Source organism: Chromobacterium sp. LK11 (genome assembly GCF_001043705.1).
GTDB lineage: Bacteria > Pseudomonadota > Gammaproteobacteria > Burkholderiales > Chromobacteriaceae > Chromobacterium > Chromobacterium alkanivorans.
Window position 1 is genome coordinate 40,669 of the sequence record NZ_LDUR01000027.1, and the last position, 23,482, is coordinate 64,150.

The 23,482-nt window shown below is 63.9% G+C and carries 23 protein-coding genes; 7 read left to right on the forward strand and 16 right to left on the reverse strand.

The features are described from left to right. Positions 1-93 precede the first annotated feature (93 nt). The 12 genes from VK98_RS15870 to VK98_RS15925 all read right to left on the reverse strand — a co-directional run bounded on the left by VK98_RS15870 (position 94) and on the right by VK98_RS15925 (position 11,248). Positions 94-966, reverse strand: a complete 873-nt coding sequence (locus VK98_RS15870) for an EAL domain-containing protein (RefSeq protein WP_053077424.1) — start codon at positions 964-966, stop codon at positions 94-96. Between the two features lie 261 nt (positions 967-1,227). Further along, positions 1,228-2,412 carry a dicarboxylate/amino acid:cation symporter gene (locus VK98_RS15875; protein ID WP_048414972.1) on the reverse strand — a complete coding sequence of 395 codons (1,185 nt, stop codon included), beginning with the start codon at positions 2,410-2,412 and terminating at the stop codon, positions 1,228-1,230. Positions 2,413-2,611: 199 nt separating this feature from the next. Further along, positions 2,612-3,424, reverse strand: a complete 813-nt coding sequence (pabC, locus tag VK98_RS15880) for an aminodeoxychorismate lyase (RefSeq protein ID WP_048414973.1) — start codon at positions 3,422-3,424, stop codon at positions 2,612-2,614. Beyond that, a complete protein-coding gene (locus VK98_RS15885) occupies positions 3,424-4,716 on the reverse strand; it encodes an aminodeoxychorismate synthase component I (protein ID WP_048414974.1) in 1,293 nt (430 codons plus the stop codon). The genes pabC and VK98_RS15885 overlap by 1 nt, the downstream gene beginning before the upstream one ends. A gap of 127 nt (positions 4,717-4,843) precedes the next feature. Further along, positions 4,844-6,085, reverse strand: a complete 1,242-nt coding sequence (fabF, locus tag VK98_RS15890) for a beta-ketoacyl-ACP synthase II (protein WP_048414975.1) — start codon at positions 6,083-6,085, stop codon at positions 4,844-4,846. 178 nt (positions 6,086-6,263) lie between these two features. Continuing rightward, positions 6,264-6,503, reverse strand: coding sequence for an acyl carrier protein (gene acpP / locus VK98_RS15895; RefSeq protein WP_019103041.1), 240 nt, complete (start codon positions 6,501-6,503; stop codon positions 6,264-6,266). A gap of 106 nt (positions 6,504-6,609) precedes the next feature. Then, positions 6,610-7,347, reverse strand: coding sequence for a 3-oxoacyl-ACP reductase FabG (gene fabG, locus VK98_RS15900; RefSeq protein ID WP_048414976.1), 738 nt, complete (start codon positions 7,345-7,347; stop codon positions 6,610-6,612). 52 nt (positions 7,348-7,399) lie between these two features. Then, entirely contained in the window at positions 7,400-8,329 is a 930-nt protein-coding gene (fabD, locus tag VK98_RS15905; protein ID WP_048414977.1) for an ACP S-malonyltransferase, read from the reverse strand. A 129-nt stretch (positions 8,330-8,458) separates the two neighbouring features. Beyond that, a complete protein-coding gene (locus VK98_RS15910) occupies positions 8,459-9,418 on the reverse strand; it encodes a beta-ketoacyl-ACP synthase III (protein ID WP_048414978.1) in 960 nt (319 codons plus the stop codon). Positions 9,419-9,423: 5 nt separating this feature from the next. Continuing rightward, positions 9,424-10,461 carry a phosphate acyltransferase PlsX gene (gene plsX / locus VK98_RS15915; protein ID WP_048414979.1) on the reverse strand — a complete coding sequence of 346 codons (1,038 nt, stop codon included), beginning with the start codon at positions 10,459-10,461 and terminating at the stop codon, positions 9,424-9,426. A 57-nt stretch (positions 10,462-10,518) separates the two neighbouring features. Continuing rightward, positions 10,519-10,698, reverse strand: coding sequence for a 50S ribosomal protein L32 (gene rpmF, locus VK98_RS15920; protein ID WP_048414980.1), 180 nt, complete (start codon positions 10,696-10,698; stop codon positions 10,519-10,521). Positions 10,699-10,744: 46 nt separating this feature from the next. Next, entirely contained in the window at positions 10,745-11,248 is a 504-nt protein-coding gene (locus VK98_RS15925; RefSeq protein WP_048414981.1) for a DUF177 domain-containing protein, read from the reverse strand. A 107-nt stretch (positions 11,249-11,355) separates the two neighbouring features. Here VK98_RS15925 and VK98_RS15930 point away from each other — a divergent pair, with 107 nt between their 5' ends. Genes VK98_RS15930 through pncB form a run of 3 tightly spaced genes read left to right on the forward strand, consistent with a single transcriptional unit; the run spans position 11,356 to position 13,855 of the window. Then, on the forward strand, positions 11,356-11,937 hold the full coding sequence (locus VK98_RS15930) for a nucleoside triphosphate pyrophosphatase (protein ID WP_048414982.1): 582 nt from the start codon (positions 11,356-11,358) through the stop codon (positions 11,935-11,937). Next, positions 11,934-12,638: an SAM-dependent methyltransferase gene (locus tag VK98_RS15935; protein ID WP_048414983.1), complete on the forward strand. Its 705-nt coding sequence runs from the start codon at positions 11,934-11,936 to the stop codon at positions 12,636-12,638. Before VK98_RS15930 ends, VK98_RS15935 begins: the two co-directional genes overlap by 4 nt. Before the next feature lie 17 nt (positions 12,639-12,655). Then, entirely contained in the window at positions 12,656-13,855 is a 1,200-nt protein-coding gene (pncB, locus tag VK98_RS15940) for a nicotinate phosphoribosyltransferase (RefSeq protein WP_048415106.1), read from the forward strand. Positions 13,856-13,974: 119 nt separating this feature from the next. Here pncB and VK98_RS15945 read toward each other — a convergent pair whose 3' ends face one another. Further along, entirely contained in the window at positions 13,975-14,865 is an 891-nt protein-coding gene (locus tag VK98_RS15945; protein WP_048414984.1) for a Rossmann-like and DUF2520 domain-containing protein, read from the reverse strand. Positions 14,866-14,994: 129 nt separating this feature from the next. Between VK98_RS15945 and VK98_RS15950 the strand changes: the two genes are divergently transcribed. Genes VK98_RS15950 through VK98_RS22895 form a run of 3 tightly spaced genes read left to right on the forward strand, consistent with a single transcriptional unit; the run spans position 14,995 to position 16,997 of the window. Beyond that, positions 14,995-15,567: a LemA family protein gene (locus tag VK98_RS15950; RefSeq protein ID WP_048414985.1), complete on the forward strand. Its 573-nt coding sequence runs from the start codon at positions 14,995-14,997 to the stop codon at positions 15,565-15,567. A 1-nt stretch (position 15,568) separates the two neighbouring features. Then, positions 15,569-16,498 (forward strand): hypothetical protein, encoded by a 930-nt coding sequence (locus tag VK98_RS15955; protein ID WP_053077425.1) that lies wholly within the window; start codon positions 15,569-15,571, stop codon positions 16,496-16,498. 46 nt (positions 16,499-16,544) lie between these two features. After that, positions 16,545-16,997 carry a BLUF domain-containing protein gene (locus VK98_RS22895; protein WP_053077426.1) on the forward strand — a complete coding sequence of 151 codons (453 nt, stop codon included), beginning with the start codon at positions 16,545-16,547 and terminating at the stop codon, positions 16,995-16,997. A gap of 118 nt (positions 16,998-17,115) precedes the next feature. Here the strand turns inward: VK98_RS22895 and VK98_RS15965 are convergent, their stop codons facing one another. Continuing rightward, the gene (locus VK98_RS15965) at positions 17,116-18,393 is read right to left on the reverse strand and encodes an O-acetylhomoserine aminocarboxypropyltransferase/cysteine synthase family protein (protein WP_048414986.1); all 1,278 of its coding nucleotides are present in this window, start codon (positions 18,391-18,393) and stop codon (positions 17,116-17,118) included. Between the two features lie 678 nt (positions 18,394-19,071). On the opposite strand from VK98_RS15965, the gene VK98_RS15970 reads away from it, so the two are divergent. After that, complete coding sequence (locus VK98_RS15970) at positions 19,072-20,157, forward strand: porin (protein WP_048415109.1); 1,086 nt, start codon at positions 19,072-19,074, stop codon at positions 20,155-20,157. Between the two features lie 466 nt (positions 20,158-20,623). Here the strand turns inward: VK98_RS15970 and VK98_RS15975 are convergent, their stop codons facing one another. Together VK98_RS15975 and VK98_RS15980 are read right to left on the reverse strand one after the other, a co-directional pair. Continuing rightward, positions 20,624-21,694, reverse strand: a complete 1,071-nt coding sequence (locus tag VK98_RS15975) for an ABC transporter ATP-binding protein (RefSeq protein WP_048414987.1) — start codon at positions 21,692-21,694, stop codon at positions 20,624-20,626. Next, positions 21,687-23,432, reverse strand: a complete 1,746-nt coding sequence (locus VK98_RS15980; protein WP_082159070.1) for an iron ABC transporter permease — start codon at positions 23,430-23,432, stop codon at positions 21,687-21,689. The genes VK98_RS15975 and VK98_RS15980 overlap by 8 nt, the downstream gene beginning before the upstream one ends. Positions 23,433-23,482: the final 50 nt, after the last annotated feature.

Sequence of the window (23,482 nt, forward strand, 5' to 3'; positions counted from 1 at the left end):
TTGCACGGCGAGTAGCGCTTCGAAATGCGCATCTACTGTAAGACAGCTGTTTTCGCCTTGCCTCGCCTTAGCTCGCGAGACTTTGAACAGGCTCTAAGAACTAGGCCAGCTCAGGCTGTCCGCCGGCCGCGCCAGATGGAAGCCCTGGACGAAGTCGCAGCCGGCGGCGCGGGCGATGTCCAGCTGCATCTCGCTTTCTATGCCCTCGCCCACCACCTTGGCGCCGTGCAGCTTCAGGATGGCCACCAGCTCGGCCAGCTTGTCGCGCAGCGCGGGACGCATCAGCGCGCGCCGCATCAGCACCTTGTCCAGCTTGACGTAGTCCGGCTCCAGCAGCCACACCCGTTCCAGATTGGACGCGCCCTGGCCAAAATCGTCCAGGGAGATCAGGAAGCCGAGGTCGCGATAGCGCTGCACCGCGCCGTGCAGCCGCACTGGGTCGCTGACCGCGTCCTCGACGATTTCCAGGCAGACATGGCGCGGCTCCACGCCCAGCAGCTGCAAGGCCTCGGCGAAGAACCGTCCGTGCGCCTCGCTGACGTTCACCAGGTGCTGGGCGTTGACGTTGAGCGACAGCACCAGGCCCGGCGGCGGCGCCTGCAGCAGGAAATTGAGCAGATGCAGACAGCGCAGCTGCCGGTCCACGTAGACGGTGCGGCGCGGCGTGGTTTCCGCGGCGAACAGCACCGTGGGGATCAGCTGGCCGCCAAAGCGGTCCGACACCCGCGCCAGCGCTTCCACCGACCACAGCTTAGGCTCGCCGTCCTGCAAGCGGTACACCGGCTGGAACACGCTGCGAAAACGCCAGTCCTCGTGGCGGCCGCGCACGCGCGCCTCGCGCCAGGACAAGGGCTCCGCCTCGAAGCCGTGCCGCGCCAGCATCTGATTCAGCTGCGGCAAGGCCGCCTGCACGCGCTGCGCGCCCAGATCCCAAACCGCCGCCTCACACTCCGCCATCGCCGACATCGCGCCTCCCGGCATGCGCCAAGAAAACCAAAACAAGAAAAAGGGCCGAACATCGTTCGGCCCAAACAGGATACGAGAGAAACCTGCATGCGGTTCCGTTGAACCGGCAAACAAAAAGAGGCCGGCTTCCCGGCGACAGCGCCGCCGAAGCCGCCAGCGCTCTACTGCGCCAGAAAGACCCGCTCAATATACATGGCTCTCTTTATCTCTAAAAATAATTAAATGCTCGTTGTATAGTTCACATAAATCTATGAATCGGATTCAGGCCTGCTGCGAAGCCGGCTTGGCTTCCGCCTCCTCCGCCGGCCGGCCCATGATGCGGTCCAGCCACAGCGCGATCACGCCGTCGCCGGTGACGTTGCAGGCGGTGCCGAAGCTGTCCTGCGCCAGATAGAGCGCAATCATCAGAGCCAGGCTGGCTTCGGGGAAATGCAGCATGCTGGCCAGGATGCCCAGCGCCGACATCACCGCCCCGCCCGGCGCGCCCGGCGCCGCCACCATGGTCACGCCCAGAAGCAGGATGAAGGGGAACATCACGTCCCAACTCGGCACGTCCAGGCCGGCCGTCATCAGCATCACCGCGGTGGCGCAGGTGACCAGGGTGATGGTGGAACCGCACAGGTGAATGGTGGCGCACAGCGGCATCACGAAATCCGCCACCGGGCCGGACACCTTCATCTGCTTGGCCGAACGCAGCGCCACCGGAATCGTCGCCGCCGACGACATGGTGCCCAGCGCGGTCAGATAGGCCGGCAACATATTGCGGATCAAGGACCAGGGATTGCGGCCGCTGGCGAGACCGGTCACCGTGTACAGCAGGGTCAGCCAGATCCAGTGCATGGCGATGGCCAGCACCAGCACCACGCCGAAAGTTTTCAGCGTGGAAAACACCGAGCCGTCCGCCGCCATCTCGGCGAAGACGCAGGCGATATAAGCCGGCAACAAGGGAATCAGCACCTTGGCCAGCACCAGCTCCACGATGTCCTTGCCCTGGTCCACGACTTCCTTGAGACGCTGCGCGCGGGTGACGGCGATGCCGAGACCGAACACGAAGGCCAGCATCAAGGCGGTCATCACGTCGAACAGCGGCTTGATCTCCAGGGTGAACAAGGCCTTGATCGCCGCCGGCTTGTCGGTGGCGTGCACGCCCTGGGCGATCAGCGACGGCAGCGCGCCGGAAGCGACGGCGAAAGCCGCCAGTCCGGACAGGATGGTGGAGCAGTAGGCCAGGCCCACGGTCCAGCCCAGCATCTTGCCGGAGTTGGACTCCAGCGCGGCGATGCCGCTCATGATGTAGAACACGATGATCAGCGGAATCATGAAGCCGATGAACTGCCCGAACAGGGCTTTGAAAGTCATCAGCAGGGCCAGCGGGCCGTCGGGGGCCCATAGCCCCAGCGCCAGGCCAACCGCCATGCCGGCCAGTAGTTTAAGGATCAATTTCACGGCAACCTCTCTGAGCTTGGTCTAATGTTGTTCGCGATCCGCGCGTGCGCTTGCCGCCATGCCCGGTCCGGACACGGCGCGCCAGTCGGAAGAATGGAGATCCGCCCGGCAAGGGCGGCATGGGACAAGGGAACAGACGCGGTCTGGGCAGGCCTGCCTGCGGGCCGGGAACTGCCCTCCCGGCGCCAAGCTTCAGCCTTCAGGCTTGAAGCGACAGGCTGTGTTGCAGGGCGCGCAGCAGCGGATGAGGAGTCCAACCGCGTTCGCCCAAGCGGGTAATCTGCCAGATACCCATTAGGCTATTGGAGAGAAACACCGCATCGGCGTCAATCAAGCGCCGCGCGGAAAGTCGCGTTTCAGTAAAAGGGCGTCCGATATCCAAACAATGCGCGGTCAACCAATCCCGCACCGCGCCGTTGACGCCGCAGCGGTCCAGCCTGGGCGTAACGATCGCCTCGCCTTCCAGTAGGTAGACATTGCTCATCGTGCCTTCCGCCACCCAGCCTTCCATGTCCAGCATCAGGCCTTCGGCGATGGCGGGATCTTGCCACTCCGAGCGCGCCAGCACGTTCTCCAGCCGGTTCAAATGCTTGATCCCGGCCAGCGCCGGCTGCAAGGCCAGGCGGGTTTCGCACCAGCGCGCCGTCACGCCCTGTTCCTCCCGCTCCCGCGGATAGCCGTTCCAGGCCGCGGCGCTGACGATGCGGGTGCACGACGCCGTCTCCGGCATCGCGTAGCCGCGCGCGCCCGCGCCGCGGGTCAGCACGATCTTGGCCGCGGCGCGCGACATGCCCTCGCCCGCCGCCGCCAACTCGGCCAACAGCAAAGCCTCCTCGGGCGGCGGCAGCCGCAGCCTGCGCGCGTCCTCGCACAGCCTCGCGTACTGCCAGGTCCACAAGCGCGGCCGGCCGTTCAGCAGCTCCAGGGTGCGGAACACGCCGTCGCCGTAGGCCAGGCCGCGATCCGCCGCGGCTATCCTATCGTCGGGCCGGCCGTTGATCAGCATCGCCATCAGGCCTGCTCCACGCCCAGCGCCCGCAGCAGGCCCCGCGCCTTGTGGCGGGTTTCCTGCAGTTCGCGCTCGGGGTCGGAATCGGCGACGATGCCGCCGCCGGCGCGAAAACGCAGCGCGCCGCCCTCTTGCATGAAGGTTCGGATCAGGATGTTCAGGTCCATGCTGCCGTCGCGGTTGAGATAGCCCAGGCTGCCGGTATAGGCGCGGCGCGCGCTGTTTTCCAGCTCGCGGATGATTTGCATGGTGCGCACCTTGGGACAGCCGGTGATGGTGCCGCCGGGAAACAAGGCGCGCAGCGTTTCCGCCGGGCCGACGCCGGGGCGCAGGCGGCCGCGGACGTTGGATTCGATGTGATGGACATAGGCGTAGCTGGCCACCGCCATCAATTCATTGACCTCGACGCTGCCGGGCTGGCAGATGCGGCCCAGGTCGTTGCGCTCCAGATCGATCAACATCACGTGCTCGGCCCGCTCCTTGACGCTGGAGATCAGCCGCTGCTTCAAGGCGGCGTCTTCCGCCGGGTCCGGCGAGCGCGGATGGGTGCCGGCGATGGGCCGCGTTTCCGCCCAGCCGTCGCGCACCCGCACCAGCCGCTCCGGCGACGAGCTGACGATCTGCGCGTCGCCGAAATCCGCCAAGGCGGAAAACGGCGCCGGGTTGGCGCGGCGCAGGGCGAAGAACAGGTCGGCCGCGGCGATGCCGGTTTCCAGCTCGGCGCGCCAGCCGCGCGAAATATTCACCTGGAACACATCGCCTTCGTAGATGTAGCGCTTGAGGCGAACCACCGCGTCGGTATACCACTGCGGCGGATCTTCCTCCAGATCCCGCAACACCACCGGGCGCGGCGCGAAGGCCGGCGCCGCCTGGGCCAGGCTCAAGGCCCGCTGCCACAATTCGGCGCTTTCCGCCACGATCCAGCCGCAGCCCTCGCGGCGGTCCACCAGCACCGCCGCCGGGGTGCGCGCCAGCGCCGCCAGCGGAAAGCTGTCCGGCAGCGCCTCGGCCACGCTGGGCTCGAACTCGGACAGCAGGTCGTAGCCGAGGTAAAGGAAATGCCCGCCGACAAAGGGCAGTTGATGGCGGTTGTCGACCGGCTGCGGCTTGAACTCCGCCAAGCGGCGCATGAAATCGCCGCCCTCGCCGGCGTAAAACAGCTCGCGCCCTTCTTCCAGCAGCAACAGGTCCCAGCCGGCCTCGCCGGAGGACATCATCAAGTACGGAAAGGTTTGCGGATCCGCCGCATGCATCGCCAGCAGGTCCGGCGCAAAATCCAGTTTCTGAGTGAACATCGAGAAGTCCCGGGCCGGCAGCCCGGCGCAGCTTGCCGCCCGCTTTCAGGGCGGACGACGTGAAAACAAAGAAAAACCGCTGCGAGTGTAGCGCAGCGGTTCGGACTGTCAATCGACAAGACGGCGATCAGACGCGCTTGAACACCAGCGTGCCGTTGGTGCCGCCAAAACCGAAGGAGTTGGAGATGCCGATGTCGATCTTCATCTCGCGCGCGGTATTGGCCACATAATCCAGATCGCAGCCGGCCTCCACATCCTGATCGTGCAGGTTGATGGTGGGCGGCGAGATTTGGTTATGCACCGCCAGAATGGTGTAGATCGCCTCTACGCCGCCGGCGCCGCCCAGCAAGTGGCCGGTCATCGACTTGGTGGAGTTGACCACCAATTTCTTGGCGTGGTCGCCGAAAGCCATCTTGAGCGCCGTGGTCTCGTTGGCGTCGCCCAAGGGCGTGGACGTGCCGTGAGCGTTCACGTACTGCACCTGGTCGGCGTTGACGCCGGCGTCGCGCAGCGCGTTGCTCACGCCGCGCGCCGGGCCCTCGGCGCTGGGCGCCGTGATGTGGTGCGCGTCCGAACTCATGCCGAAGCCTATCAGCTCGGCGTAGATCTTCGCGCCGCGCTTGACCGCGTGCTCGTAGTCTTCCAGCACCAGCACGCCGGCGCCCTCGCCCATCACGAAACCATCGCGGCCCTTGTCCCAGGGACGCGAGGCCGTGGCCGGGTCGTCGTTGCGCGTGGACAAGGCCTTCATCGCGGCGAAGCCGCCGATGCCCAGCCGCGAAACCGCGCCTTCGGCGCCGCCGGCCACCATCACGTCGGCGTCGCCGTACTGGATCATCCGCGCCGCGTCGCCGATGCAGTGCGCGCCGGTGGTGCAGGCGGACACGATGCCGTAGGTCGGACCCTGATAACCTTTCAGGATGGAGACCTGGCCGGCGATCAGATTGATCAGCGAGCCCGGGATGAAGAACGGACCGATCTTGCGCGGGCCGCCTTCTTGCAAGGCCACGCCGGTTTCCTCGATCAGCGGCAGGCCGCCGATGCCGGAACCGATGTTGACGCCGACCCGGGTCTTGTCCAGGCTCGGAATGTCGTCCAGGCCCGCGTCCGCCACCGCCTGCAAGGCCGCGGCGATGCCGTAGTGAATGAACAGGTCGTTGCGGCGGGCCTCCTTCGGCGAAATATAGTCGCTGATCTCAAAGCCCTTCACTTCGCCGGCGATCTGGCAAGCCATGTCGCTGGCGTCGAAACGGGTAATCTTGGCGATGCCGCTGTTGCCGGCCAGCAAATTGGCCCAACCGGTGGCGACATCATTGCCGACCGGGGACACATGGCCCAGGCCGGTTACTACAACTCTGCGTTTTGACACGAAGAATCTCCGTGAGAAATGGGAGGGCAGTCTCCCCCACGAGACCGTCCGCGCATTGCGATGCCCTGCGGTTTGGCAGGGATCAAACGCGCGTTTGGCATCCTCTTGGCAAAAGACCTCTGCGAAGAGACCAGAAGGCTCCGGGCAGAGGTCCTAATACCCCTCGAAAGGGAAGGAATTACTTGTTCAGGTGGGCAGTGACGTAGTCGACGGCTTGCTGAACGGTGGTGATCTTCTCGGCCTCTTCATCCGGAATTTCGCACTCGAACTCTTCTTCCAGAGCCATTACCAGCTCAACGGTGTCGAGGGAGTCGGCGCCCAGATCGTCCACGAACGAAGATTCGATTTTCACTTCGGCTTCGTTCACGCCCAGTTGTTCGGCAACGATCTTCTTAACGCGCGCTTCGATGTTTTCCATTTGTTTAAACCCTTGACCTTTCTGATTCGGGATAACAAAACCCCGGTATTCTACAAAAAAAAATTAGAGCAGCCTACCTAAATCTCCAGGCGGGCCGCAAGCTCGTTCACGGCATCAACATGCCGCCGTTGACATGCAGCGTCTGGCCGGTGATGTAGCCAGCGCGATCCGACGCCAAAAACGCGGCGGCGTCGGCGATATCCTTGGCGTCGCCCAGGCGACCCAGGGCGATCTGTTCGACCAGCGCCGCGCGTTGCGCCTCCGGCAGCGCGCGGGTCATGTCGGTGTCGATGAAGCCGGGAGCCACGCAATTGACGGTGATGTTGCGGCTGCCCACTTCGCGCGCCATCGACTTGGTGAAGCCGATGATGCCGGCCTTGGCCGCCGAGTAGTTGGTCTGACCCGGATTGCCGGACACGCCCACCACCGAGGCGATATTGATGATGCGGCCGAAGCGCGCCTTCATCATGCCGCGCAGCACCGCCTTGGACGCCTTGAACACCGATTTCAGATTGGTGTCCATGATGTCGTCCCAGTCCTCGTCCTTCATCCGCATCAGCAAGCCGTCGCGGGTGATGCCGGCATTATTGACCAGGATCGCGATCGCGCCGAATTCTTTCTCGATGGCTTCGACCAGCGCGTCGATCGCGCCGGCCTCGGTCACATTCAACACCCGGCCGGCGCCGCCCTGTGCGGACAGACGCTCGTGGATGCTCGCTGCGCCGGCCTCGCTGGTCGCGGTGCCGATCACCACGGCCCCTTCGGCGGCCAGCGCCGCGGCGATCGCCGCGCCGATGCCGCGCGACGCGCCGGTGACCAATGCCACTTTGCCTTGCAGGCTCATTGCAGTCTCCTTATCGTTATCCCGGCCCCGTCTTCGCGAGGCCGCATTGCATTCAGTTCAGTTCGCCGCGGGCGGCTTCCAGCGCCGCCACATCGGTCAGCGCCAGGCATTTGACGTTGCCGTCGATGCGCTTGGCCAGGCCGGCCAGCACTCTGCCCGGACCGCATTCCGCCATCTGCGTCACGCCGTCGGCGGCCAGCTTCTGGATGGTTTCGGTCCAGCGCACCGGCATGTACAGCTGGCGGGTCAGCGCGTCGCGAATCTGCGCCGGCTCGTTGTAGCTGGCCACGTCGGCGTTGTGCAGCACCGGGATGGCCGGCGCGCTGATGTCCGCCTGCTCCAGCGCCGCGGCCAGTTGTTCCGCCGCCGGCCGCATCAGCGCGCAATGCGAAGGCACCGACACCGGCAAGGGCAGCGCGCGCTTGGCGCCGCGGGCCTTGCACTGCTCCATCGCCCGCTCCACCGCCCCTTTATGGCCGGCGATCACCACCTGCCCAGGCGAATTGAAGTTGACCGCTTCCACTACTTCGCCCTGAGCCGCTTCCGCGCAGGCGGCGCGGATGTCCTCGTCGGACAGGTTCAGGATGGCGGCCATCGCGCCGACGCCGACCGGCACCGCGGACTGCATCGCCTCGGCGCGCAGGCGCACCAGCTTCACCGCTTCGGCGAAGGGCAAGGCCGCCGCCGCCACCAGGGCGGTGTATTCGCCCAGGCTGTGGCCGGCCACCAGCGTCGGCTGCCGGCCGTTCAACTCCTGCCAGGCCAGATAAGTGGCGTAGCCGGCGGCCAGCATGATGGGCTGGGTGTTGACGGTGGCGTTGATCTCGTCGGCCGAGTCCGCCTGCAGCATCGCCCACAGGTCGACGCTCAAGGCGTCCGATGCTTCGTCAAAAGTGTGTTTCACCACGGGCAGGTCGGCAAAGCCGTCCATCATTTTCAAGCTTTGCGAGCCTTGGCCCGGGAACAGAAATGCAAACGCCATAGTCGACTCCTGAGAATTCGACGCAAGAATGACGCAAACCGGCGACGTCTGCCAAGCCTAACGATCAAATATCGCTGAGGCTAGTGACCTCACGGTCAGCCGTCGGCGGCTTGCGCGCCAATGTTTGGATCAGATCTTCAACAATACAGCGCCCCAGGCGAAACCGCCGCCTATGCCTTCCAGCAATACGGTCTGGCCTGGACGAATGCGCCCGTCGCGCACCGCGCAGTCCAAGGCCAGCGGAATCGACGCGGCGGAAGTATTGCCCTGTTGCGGCAATGTGACGATCACCCGTTCCATCGGCAAGCCCAAATGCTTGGCGGTGGATTCGATGATGCGCAGATTGGCCTGATGCGGCACCAGCCAGTCCACTTCGCTCTTGTCGACGCCGGCTTCCGCCAGCGTCTTGGCGGCGATGTCGGACAAGGCCTTGACCGCGAATTTGAACACCGCCGGGCCGTCCATGTGCAGATAGGGCATGCCCTGGATCTTGCCGCCGGAAATCTGGGCCGGGGTGTTGAGAATGTCCTTGTAGCGGCCGTCCGCCGCCAGCTTGGCGTGCAGGATGCCCGGCTCCTCGGAGTCGCCGAGAATCACCGCGCCGGCGCCGTCGCCGAACAGCACGCAGGTGCGGCGGTCGTCCCAGTCCAGCACCCGCGACATGATTTCCGCGCCCACCACCAGGGCGCGGCGGGCCATGCCGCTCTTGATGTAGTTGTTGGCGGTCACCAGCGCGAACATGAAGCCGGCGCACACCGCCTGCACGTCGAACGCCGCGCAGCCGGGAATGCCCAGCTTTTCCTGCAACAGACAGGCGGTGCTGGGGAAGACCATGTCGGGCGTGGTGGTGGCGACGATGATCAGATCGATCTCGCGCTTGTCGATGCCCGCGCTCTGGATAGCGGCTTCCGCCGCCTTGAGCGCGAGATCGCTGGTTTTGTGTTCTTCTGCGGCAATATGGCGCGCGTGGATGCCGGTGCGCGAGACTATCCACTCGTCGCTGGTATCCACGCGTTCGGCCAACTGCGCATTGGTGAGCACCTGCTCGGGCAGAAAGCTGCCGGTGCCTAGAATGCGGGAATAGCCCATGGTTGTCAGTTCGCTTCCGCCTCGGACTGCTTGAGATTGTTTAATTGGTGCGCAATCCGGTCGGCGATGTGACCAATCACGTCGGAGCCGGCTTCCTCGCAAGCCTGCTCCAGCGCGTAACGGAATCCTGTGACATCGGTCCCGCCGTGGCTTTTCACCACGATGCCGCGCAGCCCCAGCAAGCTGGCGCCGTTGTAGCGACGGGGATCGATGCGCTTCTTGAACAGTTTTAGCACCGGCAGCGCGGCCAACGCGCACAAACGCGTCCACCAACTACGGCCAAACTCTTCGCGCAGGAACACGGCGAACATGTGAGCCAGCCCCTCAGCTGTCTTCAAAGCCACGTTGCCGGTGAAACCGTCGCAGACTACCACATCCACCGTGCCTTTACAGATGTCGTCGCCCTCCACGTTGCCGTGGAAATTGAGTTCGGACTGGCGCAGCAGTTCTGCGGTCTTCTTGATGTTGTCGTTGCCCTTGATGTCTTCCGAGCCGATGTTCAGCAGGCCGACGCTGGGACTGGCGTTGCCGCTGAGGCACACCACCAGTTCGGACCCCATGATGCCGAACTGCAACAGTTGTTCCGGGGTGCAATCGACGTTGGCGCCCAAATCCAGCACGCAAGACGAGCCCTTGACGGTGGGCAGCATTTTGGCGATGGCGGGACGGTCGATGCCGGGAATGGTCTTGAGCACGAAACGCGCGGTCGCCATCAGCGCGCCGGTGTTGCCGGCGGACACGGCGGCCTGAGCCTCGCCCTCTTTGACCAGATTGATGGCCACCCGCATCGACGAATCTTTCTTGTTCTTCAAGGCGAGCTGAGGCGCCTCATCCATGCCCACCACTTGGGTGGCGTGCTGGATGCGGATGCGTTCACGCGCGACGCCTTGATGCGCGTCCAGTTCCGCCTCTAGGGCCGGCTGGTCGCCAACAAGAATCAAACGGGTGTCGGGATGGTTCTGCAGGAATTGGATCGATGCAGGGACGGTAACCTTGAGGCCAACGTCACCGCCCATTGCATCAACCGCGACGGTGATAGTCATCAACGAGTGCGGTAATAGTGCTGCCTAATCAGTGGGGAAAGTAGGAAAACGGGGAGATTACTCGCCCTTGGTCTTCACAACTTTGCGGCCGCGGTAGAAACCGTTCGGGCTGATGTGGTGGCGCAGATGCGCTTCGCCGGTGGTGGCTTCTACAGCCAATGCCGGGGCGGTCAGAAAATCGTGTGCACGATGCATGCCGCGCTTGGACGGGGACTTTTTGTTCTGTTGAACAGCCATGGTCGACTCCTAAGAAATTCAAGTAGATTCGGTTCGAATCCGGGTTTTACTCGGACTTGGGTCTCTTAAGCGCCGCCAGCACCGCAAACGGATTGGGCTTGTCAGCCTTGGCGAGCGAGAGAGTTTCCCTGCCGCAGTCGTCGTGTTTCGGCGATAGCGGCAAGCCCATAATGATTTCGTCTTCGATCAGCGCCGTCAGGTTCAGTTCCGGTTCGGCGATGATCGCGTCCAGCTCTTCGTCTTGCTCGCAAGCTTCTTCCAGCTTGTCCGGGTCGGTAAACAAGGTGACCACCGAATCGGTGTCCAGGCTGTAAGGCATGCTTTCCATGCAGCGCTGGCAGGTCACTTTGAGTTCCGCCGACAAATGAAGACGCAGCGACAAACGGTTCAACCGGTCGCGAAAACCGTCCAGGGCGTATTCCACGTCCCCGGAGGTGTCGGACAGGTCGCTGTGCACACGCTCATCCAGCTCGCCAACCGGCAGTTTGCCGGCCTGCGAACGCCCTTCCCGGGCGAACTTGAGCGGATCGATCAAAATCGGTTTAGACATAAACCTCGCATGGTACAATCCATTCCCCTGATTTGTCAAAAGAAACAAGGAGCCCTCCGCGCGCGCCGTCAGGCCGCCCCGGCTCCGCAACAAGCGACGTCCACATCATGCAGATCGTACTGGCCTCCACTTCCCGCTACCGCCAAGAAATCATCGCCCGCCTGGGCCTGCCCTTCCACGCCGAACCGCCGGTGTGCGACGAAACCCCGCTGCCGGGCCAGACCGCGCTGGAAACCGCGGTGAGGCTGGCGCGCACCAAGGCGCAATCGCTGGCGGACAAGCACCCGCAAGCGCTGATCATAGGCTCCGACCAGGTGGCTTTGCTTGACGGACAGCAGATAGGCAAGCCAGGATCGTTTGAAAACGGCGTCAAGATGCTGCAATGGATGAGCGGCCGCACCGTGGTCTTCCACTCGGCGCTGGCCTTGTACAACAGCGCCGAGGACCGCCTGCAGGAAGCGGTGGGCATCACCCGCGTCACGCTGCGCGAACTGAACGAAGCGCAGATCCGCAACTATCTGGAACGCGAGCCGGACGCGCTGCACTGCGCCGGCAGCGCCAAGAGCGAGGGCCTTGGCGGCTCGCTGCTGGAACGCGTGGAATCCGACGACCCCAACGCGCTGATCGGCGTGCCGCTGTTCAAACTGATTACGATGCTGGCCAACGAAGGCGTGGAGATTTTGCGATGAGCGGCACCCTGTTTCTGATCCCCGCCCCCTTGGGCGACGAATCCATCGCCTGGCTGCCCGAAGCCGAGCGCGCCAAGGTGTTGCACCTGACCCGCTTCGTGGTGGAAGCCGAAAAAACCGCGCGCAGACATCTGAAGGCGCTGGGCGTCAGCGCGCCCATCCGCGAACTGGCCATGAGCACGCTGAACGAGCACACCCCGGCCGCCGACGTCGCCGCCCTGCTGCAGCCGCTGCTGGACGGCCACGACCTGGGCCTGATTTCCGAAGCGGGCTGCCCGGCGGTGGCCGACCCCGGCGCGCAACTGGTGGCGCTGGCGCACGAGCGCGGCTTGCGGGTGGAGCCCTTGATCGGCCCCTCCTCCATCCTGCTGGCGCTGATGGCCAGCGGCGCCAACGGCCAGTGTTTCGCCTTTCACGGCTATCTGCCGGTGGACGCCGCCGACAAGGCCAAAACCGTCAAGGAGCTGGAGCAGCGTTCGCGCCAGCGCAACGAGACCCAGGTCTTCATTGAAACGCCGTACCGCAACAACGCGCTGCTGCAACAATTGCGCGACACCCTGTCCCCGGCCACCCGGCTGGCGGTGGCCTGCGACCTGACCCTGCCGAGCCAGACCATCGTCAGCCGCCGGGTCAAGGACTGGCCCAAGGACGCGCCGGACCTGCACAAGCGCCCGGCCATTTTCATCATTCACGCCGCCTGAGCCCGACCATGGCCAAGATTCCGCCGCTGATCCACTCCCTGCTGGACACTGACCTTTACAAGTTCACCATGCTGCAAGTGGTGCTGCACCAATTCCCCGCCTCCCACGGCGAATACGAGTTCAAGTGCCGCAACCGCCCGGACATGCCGCTGACCCAGTTGAAGAAGGAATTGGAAGCGCAGCTGGACTGGCTGTGCCAGTTGCACTTCACTCAGGAAGAGCTGGCCCACCTGCGCACGCTGCGCTTCATCAAGAGCGATTTCGTCGATTATCTGGAGTTGTTCCATCTGCAGCGGCGCTTCATCACCGTGTCCTGCCAGGATGAGGAGCTGGTGATCCGCATCAAGGGCCCGCTGGTGCAGGCGATGTTCTTTGAAATCTTCGTGCTCGCCATCGTCAACGAGCTGTATTTCCGCCGCCTGGATTCGGCCGAGGTCCGCGCCGAGGGCCTGCGCCGGCTGGAAGCCAAGATCGCCGTGCTGGAACGCTTCCGCGACGGCGAGGCCGAGCGGCAGCGCTTCCCCTTGCTGATCGCCGACTTCGGCACCCGCCGCCGTTTCAGCCGGGAATGGCAGCAACACGTGGTGGAGCGCCTGAACAACGCGCTGCCGGACATCTTCCGCGGCACCAGCAACGTCTACCTGGCCTGGAAGCTGGGCATCACCCCGATAGGCACCATGGCCCACGAGTTCTTCCAGGCCTTCCAGGCGCTGGGGGTGCGGCTGCGCGATTTCCAGAAGGCGGCGCTGGAGTCCTGGGTGCAGGAATACCGCGGCGACCTCGGCATCGCGCTGACCGACGTGGTGGGCATGGACGCCTTCCTGGCCGACTTCGACCTCTACTTCGCCAAGCTGTTCGACGGCCTGCGTCACGACAGCGGCGACCCCTATCAATGGGGTGAAAAGGCGATCGCGCATTACCGCAAGCTGCGCATCGATCCGGCCACCAAGATGCTGACCTTCAGCGACGGCCTGAGCGTGGACAGCGCGCTGGACCTGCACCGCCATTTCAGCCCGCACATCCAGGTCAGCTTCGGCATCGGCACTCATTTCACCAACGACATGGGGCTGGAGCCGCTGCAAATCGTGCTCAAACTGGTCAGCTGCAACGGCCAGCCGGTGGCCAAGCTGTCCGACAGCCCGGGCAAGACCATGTGCAGCGACGAAACCTTCCTCGCTTACCTGCGCCAGGTGTTCAAGGTGGGTCTACCGGCCTGAGAGCCCATTCAAAGCCTGCTGCGCGTCGGAAGGGAAATGGTGCGCTGAGTGCCGGCTTCGAAACGCTCATGCAGCACTCGCGCACTCCGCTTGCTCGGCCGTTTTCGCCTTGTCTCGTCCTAGCCCGCGAGACTTTGAACAGGCCCTGAGTCCTCCGCGGCCCCCAACGCGCTCAGCACTTGCCGGCGCGCCGGCTCGGACAGGCGCTCGCCGGCCAGCGCCGCCGTCTGCCGGCCCAAGGCTTGATAGACGGCGCGCAAGCCCTCGTCGTCCAACACCTGCAGATGCAGCGCCACCGTCGACGCGTCGCCGCGCGCGATGGGCCCGGTCAAGGCCGCTTGCGGCCCCAAGGCCAGCGCGTTCTCCAAGGTCTGCCGCATCAGGCCGCCCAGCAAGGGCGTAATCAATTCTTCCGGCACGCCGCCCTGCCCGGCCAAGTGCCGCGCAATGGCGGTCAGCGTCACCAGATAATTGGACGCCACCGACAAGGCCGCGTGATAGGCCGGCTTGCCGCCGTCGGCCAGTTCAAACGGCCGCCCGCCTATGGCCTGCGCCAACTCTCGCAAAGCGGCGCACGCCTCGGCGTCGCCCTCCAGCGCGCACAGCACGTCGGAAAAATTCTCCAGCGCGACAGCGGGATCGGCGAAGGAGAACGCCGGATGCAGGCTGCCGATGTGCGCGCCGCGCGCCGCCGCCGGCCGCAACAATTCGGAGCCGCTGACGCCGCTGGCGTGGAACACCACGGCGCCGGCCGGCACGCCCGCCGCCGCCAGCCGCTGCGCGCAATCGGCGATCGCCGCGTCCGGCACCGCCAGCAAATAAAGATCGGCGGCGGACACATCCGCCCACTCGGTCACCGCTCGGCCCATGCCGATGAAGGCGCAGGCGGCGGCGGCGGAATCCGCGCCGCGCGTCATCACGTCCTGCACCCGGTAGCGGCCGGAACGCCGCGCCAGCGCCGCCAAGGTCTTGCCCAGACGCCCCGCGCCTATGATGTTGATCCGAATCACGCTTCCCCCTGCAAATTCCAAACCGCCCGCGCGAGGTCGAATCCGGGCGCAGACAAAAAAACGGCCTTGCACGATAATGCCGGCAAGGACGCCGCGCATCGGCGACGCCTGCCTCCGGAGAGACCCATCATGCAGCTCGCCGTTTTTCTCGGCGTCATCGCCGTCGTCTTTCTCTACCTGATCACGCTTTACAACGCGCTGGTCAATTTGAAGCACCAGTTGACGCAAAGCTGGGCCAATATCGACGTCATCCTCAAGCAGCGCCACGACGAACTGCCCAAGCTGGTCGAGGTGTGCCGGCAATACGCCCAGTTCGAACAGGAAACCCTGAGCCAAGTGATGGCCGCCCGCGGCGCGGTGGCCGACTCCGCCCGCGCGCGCGACCCGGAAGCCCTCGGCGCCGCGGAAGGCCGCTTGCACGGCCTGATCGCTCAGCTGTACGCGGTGGCCGAGGCCTATCCGGCGCTGCAGGCCGATCAGCAATTCTCTCAACTGAGCGCGCGCATCAGCCAGCTGGAAGAAGCGCTGGCCGATCGCCGCGAACTGTACAACGAGGCGGTCAAACTCCACAACGCCCGCATTGAACAGTTCCCCGATGTGCTGCTGGCCCGCCTGTTCCACTTCCCGCCGGCCCGGCCGCTGCGCTTCGCCGCCGCGGAAACCCGCGACGTGGACATGAAAGCGCTGTTCGCGCGCCACTGACATGCCGGCGCCGTCCTCCCTGCTGCCGGGCCTGGGCCTGGCCCTATATTTGTTGGCCGTCGCCGCATCGCTCCTTGGCGGCGAAGCTCGCCACGGCCTGCTGATCGCCGCCGCGGTCGGACTGATAGGCTGGCGACTGAATTACCGCCATTATCGCCAAATAGCGGACACGCCCACCTCCAGGCTGGCCAGCGCGGCGCTGGGCCAGGTCGAATTATGCGGCCAGGCCCGCTGCCATCCGGGCGCGCCCAACCACAGCCCCTTGAGCGGCCGGCGCTGCGCCTGGTACCGCTGCTGGCGCATAGACGAGCGCGGCAAGCTGGATTGGGAAGACTGGCTGACATGGGCCATGCAACGCTCCAACCGGCTGGCGACCCGCACCAACCCGCCAGCGGTCAGCAGCGACGACAGCTTCCTGCTGGTGGACGGCGACGCGGAAGCCACCATCCTTCCCGAGGCAGCGCAAGTGGCCGTCCGCCGCCGGCGCCGCTGGCACGAGGACGGCATGCTGCTGATAGAGGAATGGATAGACGAAGGCGAGGCCATCTATGTCCGCGGCCAGCTGCGCCGGCTGGAGCCCCGCGCCAGCGCTCTGGACTTGCGCCTGGACATCGGCGCCAAACTGGCGGAATGGAAACACGACAAGGAAGACCTGCTGCGCCGCTTCGACCTGGACGGAGACGGCCAGCTCAGCGAGCAAGAGTGGTCGCTGGCGCGCGCCGCGGCGCAAGGCGAAGTCCTCGCCCTGCAGCAGGAGCTGGCGCGACAGCCCGCCTCCCTCTTGCTGCAGGGCGACGACCAAGGCGGGCCCTTGATCATCACCACCCTGTCGCCGCAGCAGAGCGCCCGACTGTTCCGCCGCCGCGCCTGGCTGCACGCCGCCGTGGCGCTCGCCTGCGCCTTGGCTTGGCTCAAGCTGACGCGGTTCTGAACCGCTATACTGAAACAAGAGCACTCGCCACGCGGCAGGAGCGCACATGATCCGCCTGATCTACAGCAGCGCAGCCCAACACCCGGTTTCCGCCGAGACCATGCAAAACCGCATCCGTCGTTTCCGCGACCACAACCGCAGCCAGGGCGTCGTCAGCGTGCTGCTGATGCTGAACGACGACTTCCTGCAAATCCTGGAAGGCCCGGAAGACATCATCGACGCGCTCTATCAACGCATCGCGCGCGACCCGCTGCACCATCAGCTGACCTTGTTGTCGCGCGAGGAAATCGACCACCCTATGCTGGCGAACCACCCGCTGGAATACCTGGCCCCTACGCCTCAAGCCGACGGCAAGCCGCTGTCCGCGGCCGCCATCGCCCGAGACGCCGGCTGGACCCTGCACGGCAAGGTCCAGCAAGTAATCCAAAGCTTTCTCGACGGCAAATGGCACCACCACCTGCCCAACGGCATGAATCCGCAAGTGCTACGCCGCGGCTGAGAACCTGTTCACGATCTGCTTCGCCTCCGAAGCGCGACACGGCGAGCCCGGCGTCGCAATGCTCATGCATCCTCAGCGCATTCCTCTTTCTCAATCGTAAACAAGTTCCCACAAAGGCTTAAGACGCGGCAGCCGCCAGCGCCTGGTCGACATCGGCCAGGATGTCGTCGATGTGTTCGATGCCTATCGACAAACGCACCATTTCCGGCCGCACCCCGGCGCGCAATTGCTCTTCGGCCGACAACTGGCGATGGGTGGTGGTGGCCGGGTGGCAGGCCAGCGACTTGGCGTCGCCGATATTCACCAGCCGGGTCACCAGTTGCAAGGCGTCGATGAAACGCCCGCCGGCGGCCGCGCCGCCGCGGACGCCGAAGGACAGTACGCCGGAAGCCTTGCCGCCGAAGTAACGCCGCGCCAGCCCGTGGTCCGGGTGATCCTCCAGCCCGGCGTACTCGACCCACTCCACCGCCGGATGAGCCCGCAGATGCGCGGCCACTTGCAGCGCGTTGGCGCAGATGCGGTCCATGCGCAGCGCCAGCGTTTCAATCCCCTGCAAGATCAGGAAGGCGTTGAACGGCGCCAGCGCCGCGCCCATATTGCGCAAGGGCACCACCCGCGCCCGCGCGATATAGGCCGCCGCGCCCAGCGCTTCCACATAGTTGACGCCGTGATAGCTGACGTCCGGCGTGTTCAAGCGCGCGAAGCGCTCAGCGTGCTCCGCCCAGGGAAAGCGGCCGCTGTCGACGATGGCGCCGCCTATGCTGTTGCCGTGCCCGCCCAGATACTTGGTCAGACTGTGCACCACGATATCGGCGCCGTGCTCGAACGGCCGGCATAGATAAGGAGACGGTACCGTGTTGTCGACGATCAGGGGCAGACCATGACGATGCGCCTGCTCGGCGAAGGCGGCGAAATCGACCACATTGCCCAGCGGATTGCCGATGGACTCGCAGAACACCGCCTTGGTGCGCGCGTCCACCAACTCCGCGATCTGCTCCGGCCGGCGATAGTCGACGAAGCGCACCTCGATGCCCAGTTGCGGCAAGGTGTGGGCGAACAGATTATAAGTGCCGCCGTACAAGGTACTGGTCGCGATGATGTTGTCGCCGGCCTCGGCGATGGTTTGTATCGCATAGGCGATCGCCGCCATGCCGGAAGCCACCGCCAAGGCGCCAATCCCGCCTTCCAACGCCGCCACCCTCTTTTCCAGCACGTCGGTGGTTGGGTTCATGATGCGGGTGTAGATATTGCCCTGCACCTTGAGATCGAACAGATCCGCGCCGTGCTGGGTGCTGTCGAAAGCGTAGCTGGTGGTTTGGTACAAAGGCACCGCCACCGCCTTGGTTGTCGGATCCGGCGCATAGCCGGCATGCACCGCCAGGGTTTCCAGTTTCATCTCGTCAGTCCTTCCTTCTATAGAGTGAGTCGCGCGGCGTCCGCCTATGCCACCCGCCTACCTTAACCGGGAACCGAAACCAACAAAAGAAGCGAAACCTAAAACCGCCAAACCAAACAATCTATGCGGAAGCGAGCACAGACAATAGCCAAGGCATTGGTCATCAACCAGACCAAACAAATCAAATTATATTTTTGCAAACAAGGAGTTAGCGCTCACACACGAAATCACAGCGATGCGTAAAAACGTCGGACCTCAAGCTATTTACATAGCCAATGCTTTCTATTATGATTCAGATACGAATTCATTTTGATGTGCTTCTTGCAGCATCGTGAATTCTCTTCAAGTCACGTTGATTTTTGAGCCCGCCTCCCGCGGGCTCATTTTTTTTCACGCCACACACTGCTTTCCTCTCATCCAAACCCCGGCATACCCGCACGTCATCACGCTTTCCGCTTGATAGTGTTTTTTTACAACAGTGACCGCCAATGAGTGAATTTCATAATTTCCCCATTTGCTTCATTGACTTATGCAGACATTCGCATGTAAAACCACACATACAAAGCAACAATTGGTTGTTGATTTGCAACACAGCGTTTACCGAAAAGTTGCATTTAAACAACTTAGCCAATAGCATTTGCTCACATTCCTAAACCCATATAAAAGGATGACTTGACCATGAAAAAGAGTCTGATCGCCCTGCTGGTAGCTACTCTGCCGGCTGCAGCTTTCGCTGACGTGACCATCTACGGCAAAATCAAAGGCGGCGTTGAATACGTTGACGATGGCGCTACCAAGACCACCAACATCGACGATCTGGGTTCCCGTATCGGCTTCAAAGGCAAGGAAGACCTGGGCAACGGTCTGAAGGCTATCTGGCAAGTTGAAACCGGCTTTGGCATCGACGGCCAAACCCGTACCGGCTCCAGCAGCGGCACTTTCGCTAACCGCAACTCCTTCGTGGGCCTGCAGAGCGATCTGGGCACCCTGCGTCTGGGCAACGTGTCCAACTTCCTGGACAGCGATATGGGCATCGTTGACAGCTGGGAATACAACAACAACGCACTGGGCCTGGGCGTGTTCACCCGCGACGGCACCCGTCTGAAGAACTCCGTGCGTTACGACCTGCCGAGCATCGCTGGCTTCAGCGCCGCTCTGCAATACGGCACCAAAGAATCCAAAGGCGGCCTGACCAATGATCGCGAAACCAGCATCGTTGGCCTGGGCTACGAGAACAGCGGCTTCTTCGGCAAATACGCTTACATTCACGAAAGCAAAGCCGTTTCCAAAGTTGCTAGCCCGATCGCTAACGTAACCGTTAAAGATTCCGCTAACGACAAACATCGTCTGGAAGTTGGCTACAACGCCAACAACCTGCTGGTTGCTTTCGGCTACCAGCAAGCCAAGGGCGGCGTTGATGTAGTAGGTGCTGACTGGGTTGGCTACGTTTCCAAAGGTCTGCCGGCTGTAGCTACTCCGATCTCCGTAGAAAAAGTGAAAACCCGCGAATACGCTCTGACCGCGGCTTACACCATCGGCGCTTTCACCCCGAAATTCACCTACGCTCACGGCGACAAGGTTGAAGTTGGCGGCGAAAAACTGAACGACAGCGGCTACAACCAGTACATCCTGGGCGTTGACTACGCGATCTCCAAACGCACCACCTTCGGCGCGCAATACGGCCAGATCGACGTTAAAGGCGGCGTGAACAACGCCAACAAGGATCTGAAGGCTTTCGGCCTGAACATGATCCACGCATTCTAATTTGTCGGTTCGACGCAAGAACCCACGAACAGAATGAGAAAAAGGCCCGCGCAAGCGGGCCTTTTTCATTGCTTCAAAAGCGCCCCAGCCGCCCACACACCCGCATCCGGCAAAGTGGAGACAGCCTCGGGAAAAACATAAGAAGATCAACGCGAATACAGCTGCAGCGGCGCACCCTTGCATCCATTTCACCATGTGGGACAAAACTTGCCCCACTCTCACCCCGCCAAAGCCTCATAAGCAAAAGCGCCGCCAAACCTTGCTGCGGAAGAAGAGGCGCACACAACTCACGGACATTCTTGACGACGGGCTCAACGCCCTAGCCCCATCCCGCCACAGCGCAGCGGACATAGAATAGGCTCTTCGCCCCAAGTTGCAGGATGCGACCTCCCGGCCTTCCCCTGCATGCGGGCGCAAAAAAGGGCAAGCTTGGCTTGCCCCCGATCTAACAACTACCGCAACACCCTCAAGCCGAAGCGGCCTCGAACGCCCAGGTGTCCTCCAGCCCGAACTCCGCCCAGCACTCGCCGTTAGACCTGGCTTGCTGGCCAAAGGCGCGCAAACGCAGATCGCCGTGCTGCAACAGGTATTCCCAGCGGTCGCCCAGATACATCGATGCGATCAGGCGCGCCGGCAGGCTGTTGCCGCCGGGCTCGTCCTGCACCCGCAGCCGCTCCAGCCGGATCACCGCCTCCGCCTGCTGCCCCACCTGCAATGCCTGCCGTGCGGTGGCTCGCAGCTGCCAGCCCTCGCCCTGCAGGATCACGCTGTCGCCGTCCCGGGCCGCCACCTTGGCTTGCAGCGTGTTGTTGGCGCCCATGAATTGCGCGGTATAAAGGGAAGCCGGCGCGGAATACAGCTCGGTGGGACTGCCGGCCTGCTCGATGCGGCCGTTCTTCAACAACAAAATCTGGTCCGACATCGCCATCGCCTCGCCCTGATCGTGAGTGACGCACAAGGCGGACAAATTCATCGACACGATCAATTCGCGCAGCCAGGCGCGCGCCTCTTCGCGCAGCTTGGCGTCCAGATTGGACAAGGGCTCGTCCAGCAGAATCACCGGAGGGTTGTAGACCAGCGCGCGGGCGATGGCCACGCGCTGCTGCTGGCCGCCGGACAGTTGATGCGGATAGCGCTCGGCCAAATGCCCGAGCCCGAGCTTGTCCAGAATCTGCCTCACCCGCGCGGCGATTTCCGCCGACGGAGTCTGACGCAGCTTCAAGCCGTAGCCGACGTTCTGCGCCACGGTGCGATGCGGCCACAAGGCGTAAGACTGGAACACCAGGCCCAGCGAGCGTTGCTCCACCGCCAGATTGCAGCCGGCGGACGCGTCGTACAAGGGGCGGCCGTCCAGCAGGATTTGGCCGGCCGACGGCTGCTCCAGCCCGGCGATGGCGCGCAGCAAGGTGGTCTTGCCGCTGCCGGAAGCCCCGAGCAGGGATACGACCTGGCCGGCGGCCAGATCAAAGGAAACGCCCTTCAAGATTGGATTCTGCTCGTAATTCAGATGCAGATCGCGCACGCTCAGCTTAGTCATGAAGTTTCACTCCCAGACGCAAGGCCAGCGCCAAGCCGGCGCCCACCATCAAGATATTGATCACAGACAGCGCCGCCACCTGGTCCACCGCGCCGGTGGCCCACAGGGACACCAGCAGGGAACCGATCACCTCGGTGCCCGGCGACAGCAAATACACCGCGGTCGAATACTCCCGCTCGAAAATCATGAAGATCAGCAGCCAGCTGGACAGCAGGCCGAAACGGATCAAGGGCAGCGTCACGTCCAGGCTGGTCCGCCGCTGGCTGGCCCCCGCGGTGCGGGCGGCCTCCTCCAGCTCCGGCCCCACCTGCAGCAAGGCGCTCTGCACCAAGCGCATGCCGTAGGCCAGCCAGACCACGGTGTAGGCCAGCCAGATCGACAGCATGCTGTTCTTGGCGCCCTGCAAGCCGGGCACGAACAGGAACACCCACAGGAAGGCCAGACCGGCCAGGATGCCCGGCACGGCGCGCGGCAACAGCACCAGATAGTCCAGCAGACGCGCGCCCCAATCGTGGCGGCGGTGGCCGGCGAAACCGACCAGGGTGTAGAAGCCCACCGCCAGCGCGCCGCCTATAATACCGACGCCCAGGGTATTGACGATGGCGCGGACGATGTTGTCCTCCTCGAACACCAGCGCGTAATGATCCAGCGTCAGCGTTTCCAGCAAGGACACGCCCTCGCCCCAGTGGCTGACCACGGAGCGCAGCGCGATGCCGGAAATCGGCACCACCACGGTGAGGAACAGCCACAGCAGCACGATGGCCAAGGCCAAATAGCGCCACGGCCCCAGCGACAAGGGGTGCTGGCGGCCGGCCTTGCCCTTGAGCGCGACGAAACGCTGGGCGCTGCGCAACAGCCGGCGCTGCAACAAGACCAGCGGGAAGGTGATCGCGATCAGACATACCGCCACCGCCGCCATCAGGTGATAGGACGGCACCCCCAGTTTATTGGTCAGCTTGTACAGATAGGTGGCCAACACCAGATGCCCTTCCGGATCGCCCAGCACCAGCGGCAGGCCGAACACCTCGAAACCGAGGAACACCACCAGCACGCCGGCGAACAGCATCGATGGCATCACCATGGGCAAGCTGACGTCGCGCGCCACGCGGAAGGGGCTGGCGCCGGCCACCCGCGCCGCCTCCTCAACGTCCGAGCCCAGATTGCGCAGCGCCGCCGACGCGTACAGATAGACATGCGGCACATGGGTCAGGCCCGCCACCACCGCGATGCTGAGCAGGGAATAAATATTCCAAGGCACCTCTTCCACGCCGAACCACTGCTTGAACCACAAGGAGTAAAAGCCCACCGGACCGGCCGCCACCACATAGCCGAAAGCCAGCACCATCGGCGACACGAACACCGGCGTCAGCAGCAAGGGCTCCAGCCAGCGCCGGCCGGGCAAATCGGTGCGCGCCATCACAAACGCCAGCACGCCGCCCAGCGGGATGGCGATCAAGGCCATGCCGGCGGCGATCACCAGCGAGTTGCCGAGCGCGGACCAGAAATCGGGGTCGGCGAACACAAAGCGGTAAGCGGCCAGCCCCATGCTCTTGTCCGCCATGAAGAAAGGCTGATCCAGCAGGCTTTGGTAGATCACCAGCGATAGCGGGGCCAGCACCAGCAGGGCCAGCGCGCCCAAGACCAGCCAGCGGCCGGCGGCGCTCCAACCCGGCCGGCCGCCGTGCGCGGCGGCGCCGACGGCCACTGCGGGGGCTGTCGGATTAATGGAGGAATTCATGCTTGCTCCCAGGCCTGCGCGCAGGCCTCTGCGCCGTCCGCGCGCGGCGG

Bases quoted from the DNA above. Each gene is read 5' to 3' on its own strand.
- VK98_RS15870 (WP_053077424.1), bottom strand. From the start codon at position 966: ATGTCGGCGATGGCGGAGTGTGAGGCGGCGGTTTGGGATCTGGGCGCG.
- pabC (WP_048414973.1), bottom strand. From the start codon at position 3,424: ATGGCGATGCTGATCAACGGCCGGCCCGACGATAGGATAGCCGCGGCG.
- VK98_RS15885 (WP_048414974.1), bottom strand. From the start codon at position 4,716: ATGTTCACTCAGAAACTGGATTTTGCGCCGGACCTGCTGGCGATGCAT.
- acpP (WP_019103041.1), bottom strand. From the start codon at position 6,503: ATGGAAAACATCGAAGCGCGCGTTAAGAAGATCGTTGCCGAACAACTG.
- fabG (WP_048414976.1), bottom strand. From the start codon at position 7,347: ATGAGCCTGCAAGGCAAAGTGGCATTGGTCACCGGCGCGTCGCGCGGC.
- fabD (WP_048414977.1), bottom strand. From the start codon at position 8,329: ATGGCGTTTGCATTTCTGTTCCCGGGCCAAGGCTCGCAAAGCTTGAAA.
- VK98_RS15910 (WP_048414978.1), bottom strand. From the start codon at position 9,418: ATGGGCTATTCCCGCATTCTAGGCACCGGCAGCTTTCTGCCCGAGCAG.
- plsX (WP_048414979.1), bottom strand. From the start codon at position 10,461: ATGACTATCACCGTCGCGGTTGATGCAATGGGCGGTGACGTTGGCCTC.
- rpmF (WP_048414980.1), bottom strand. From the start codon at position 10,698: ATGGCTGTTCAACAGAACAAAAAGTCCCCGTCCAAGCGCGGCATGCAT.
- VK98_RS15925 (WP_048414981.1), bottom strand. From the start codon at position 11,248: ATGTCTAAACCGATTTTGATCGATCCGCTCAAGTTCGCCCGGGAAGGG.
- VK98_RS15930 (WP_048414982.1), top strand. From the start codon at position 11,356: ATGCAGATCGTACTGGCCTCCACTTCCCGCTACCGCCAAGAAATCATC.
- VK98_RS15935 (WP_048414983.1), top strand. From the start codon at position 11,934: ATGAGCGGCACCCTGTTTCTGATCCCCGCCCCCTTGGGCGACGAATCC.
- VK98_RS15950 (WP_048414985.1), top strand. From the start codon at position 14,995: ATGCAGCTCGCCGTTTTTCTCGGCGTCATCGCCGTCGTCTTTCTCTAC.
- VK98_RS15955 (WP_053077425.1), top strand. From the start codon at position 15,569: ATGCCGGCGCCGTCCTCCCTGCTGCCGGGCCTGGGCCTGGCCCTATAT.
- VK98_RS22895 (WP_053077426.1), top strand. From the start codon at position 16,545: ATGATCCGCCTGATCTACAGCAGCGCAGCCCAACACCCGGTTTCCGCC.
- VK98_RS15965 (WP_048414986.1), bottom strand. From the start codon at position 18,393: ATGAAACTGGAAACCCTGGCGGTGCATGCCGGCTATGCGCCGGATCCG.
- VK98_RS15970 (WP_048415109.1), top strand. From the start codon at position 19,072: ATGAAAAAGAGTCTGATCGCCCTGCTGGTAGCTACTCTGCCGGCTGCA.
- VK98_RS15975 (WP_048414987.1), bottom strand. From the start codon at position 21,694: ATGACTAAGCTGAGCGTGCGCGATCTGCATCTGAATTACGAGCAGAAT.
- VK98_RS15980 (WP_082159070.1), bottom strand. From the start codon at position 23,432: ATGAATTCCTCCATTAATCCGACAGCCCCCGCAGTGGCCGTCGGCGCC.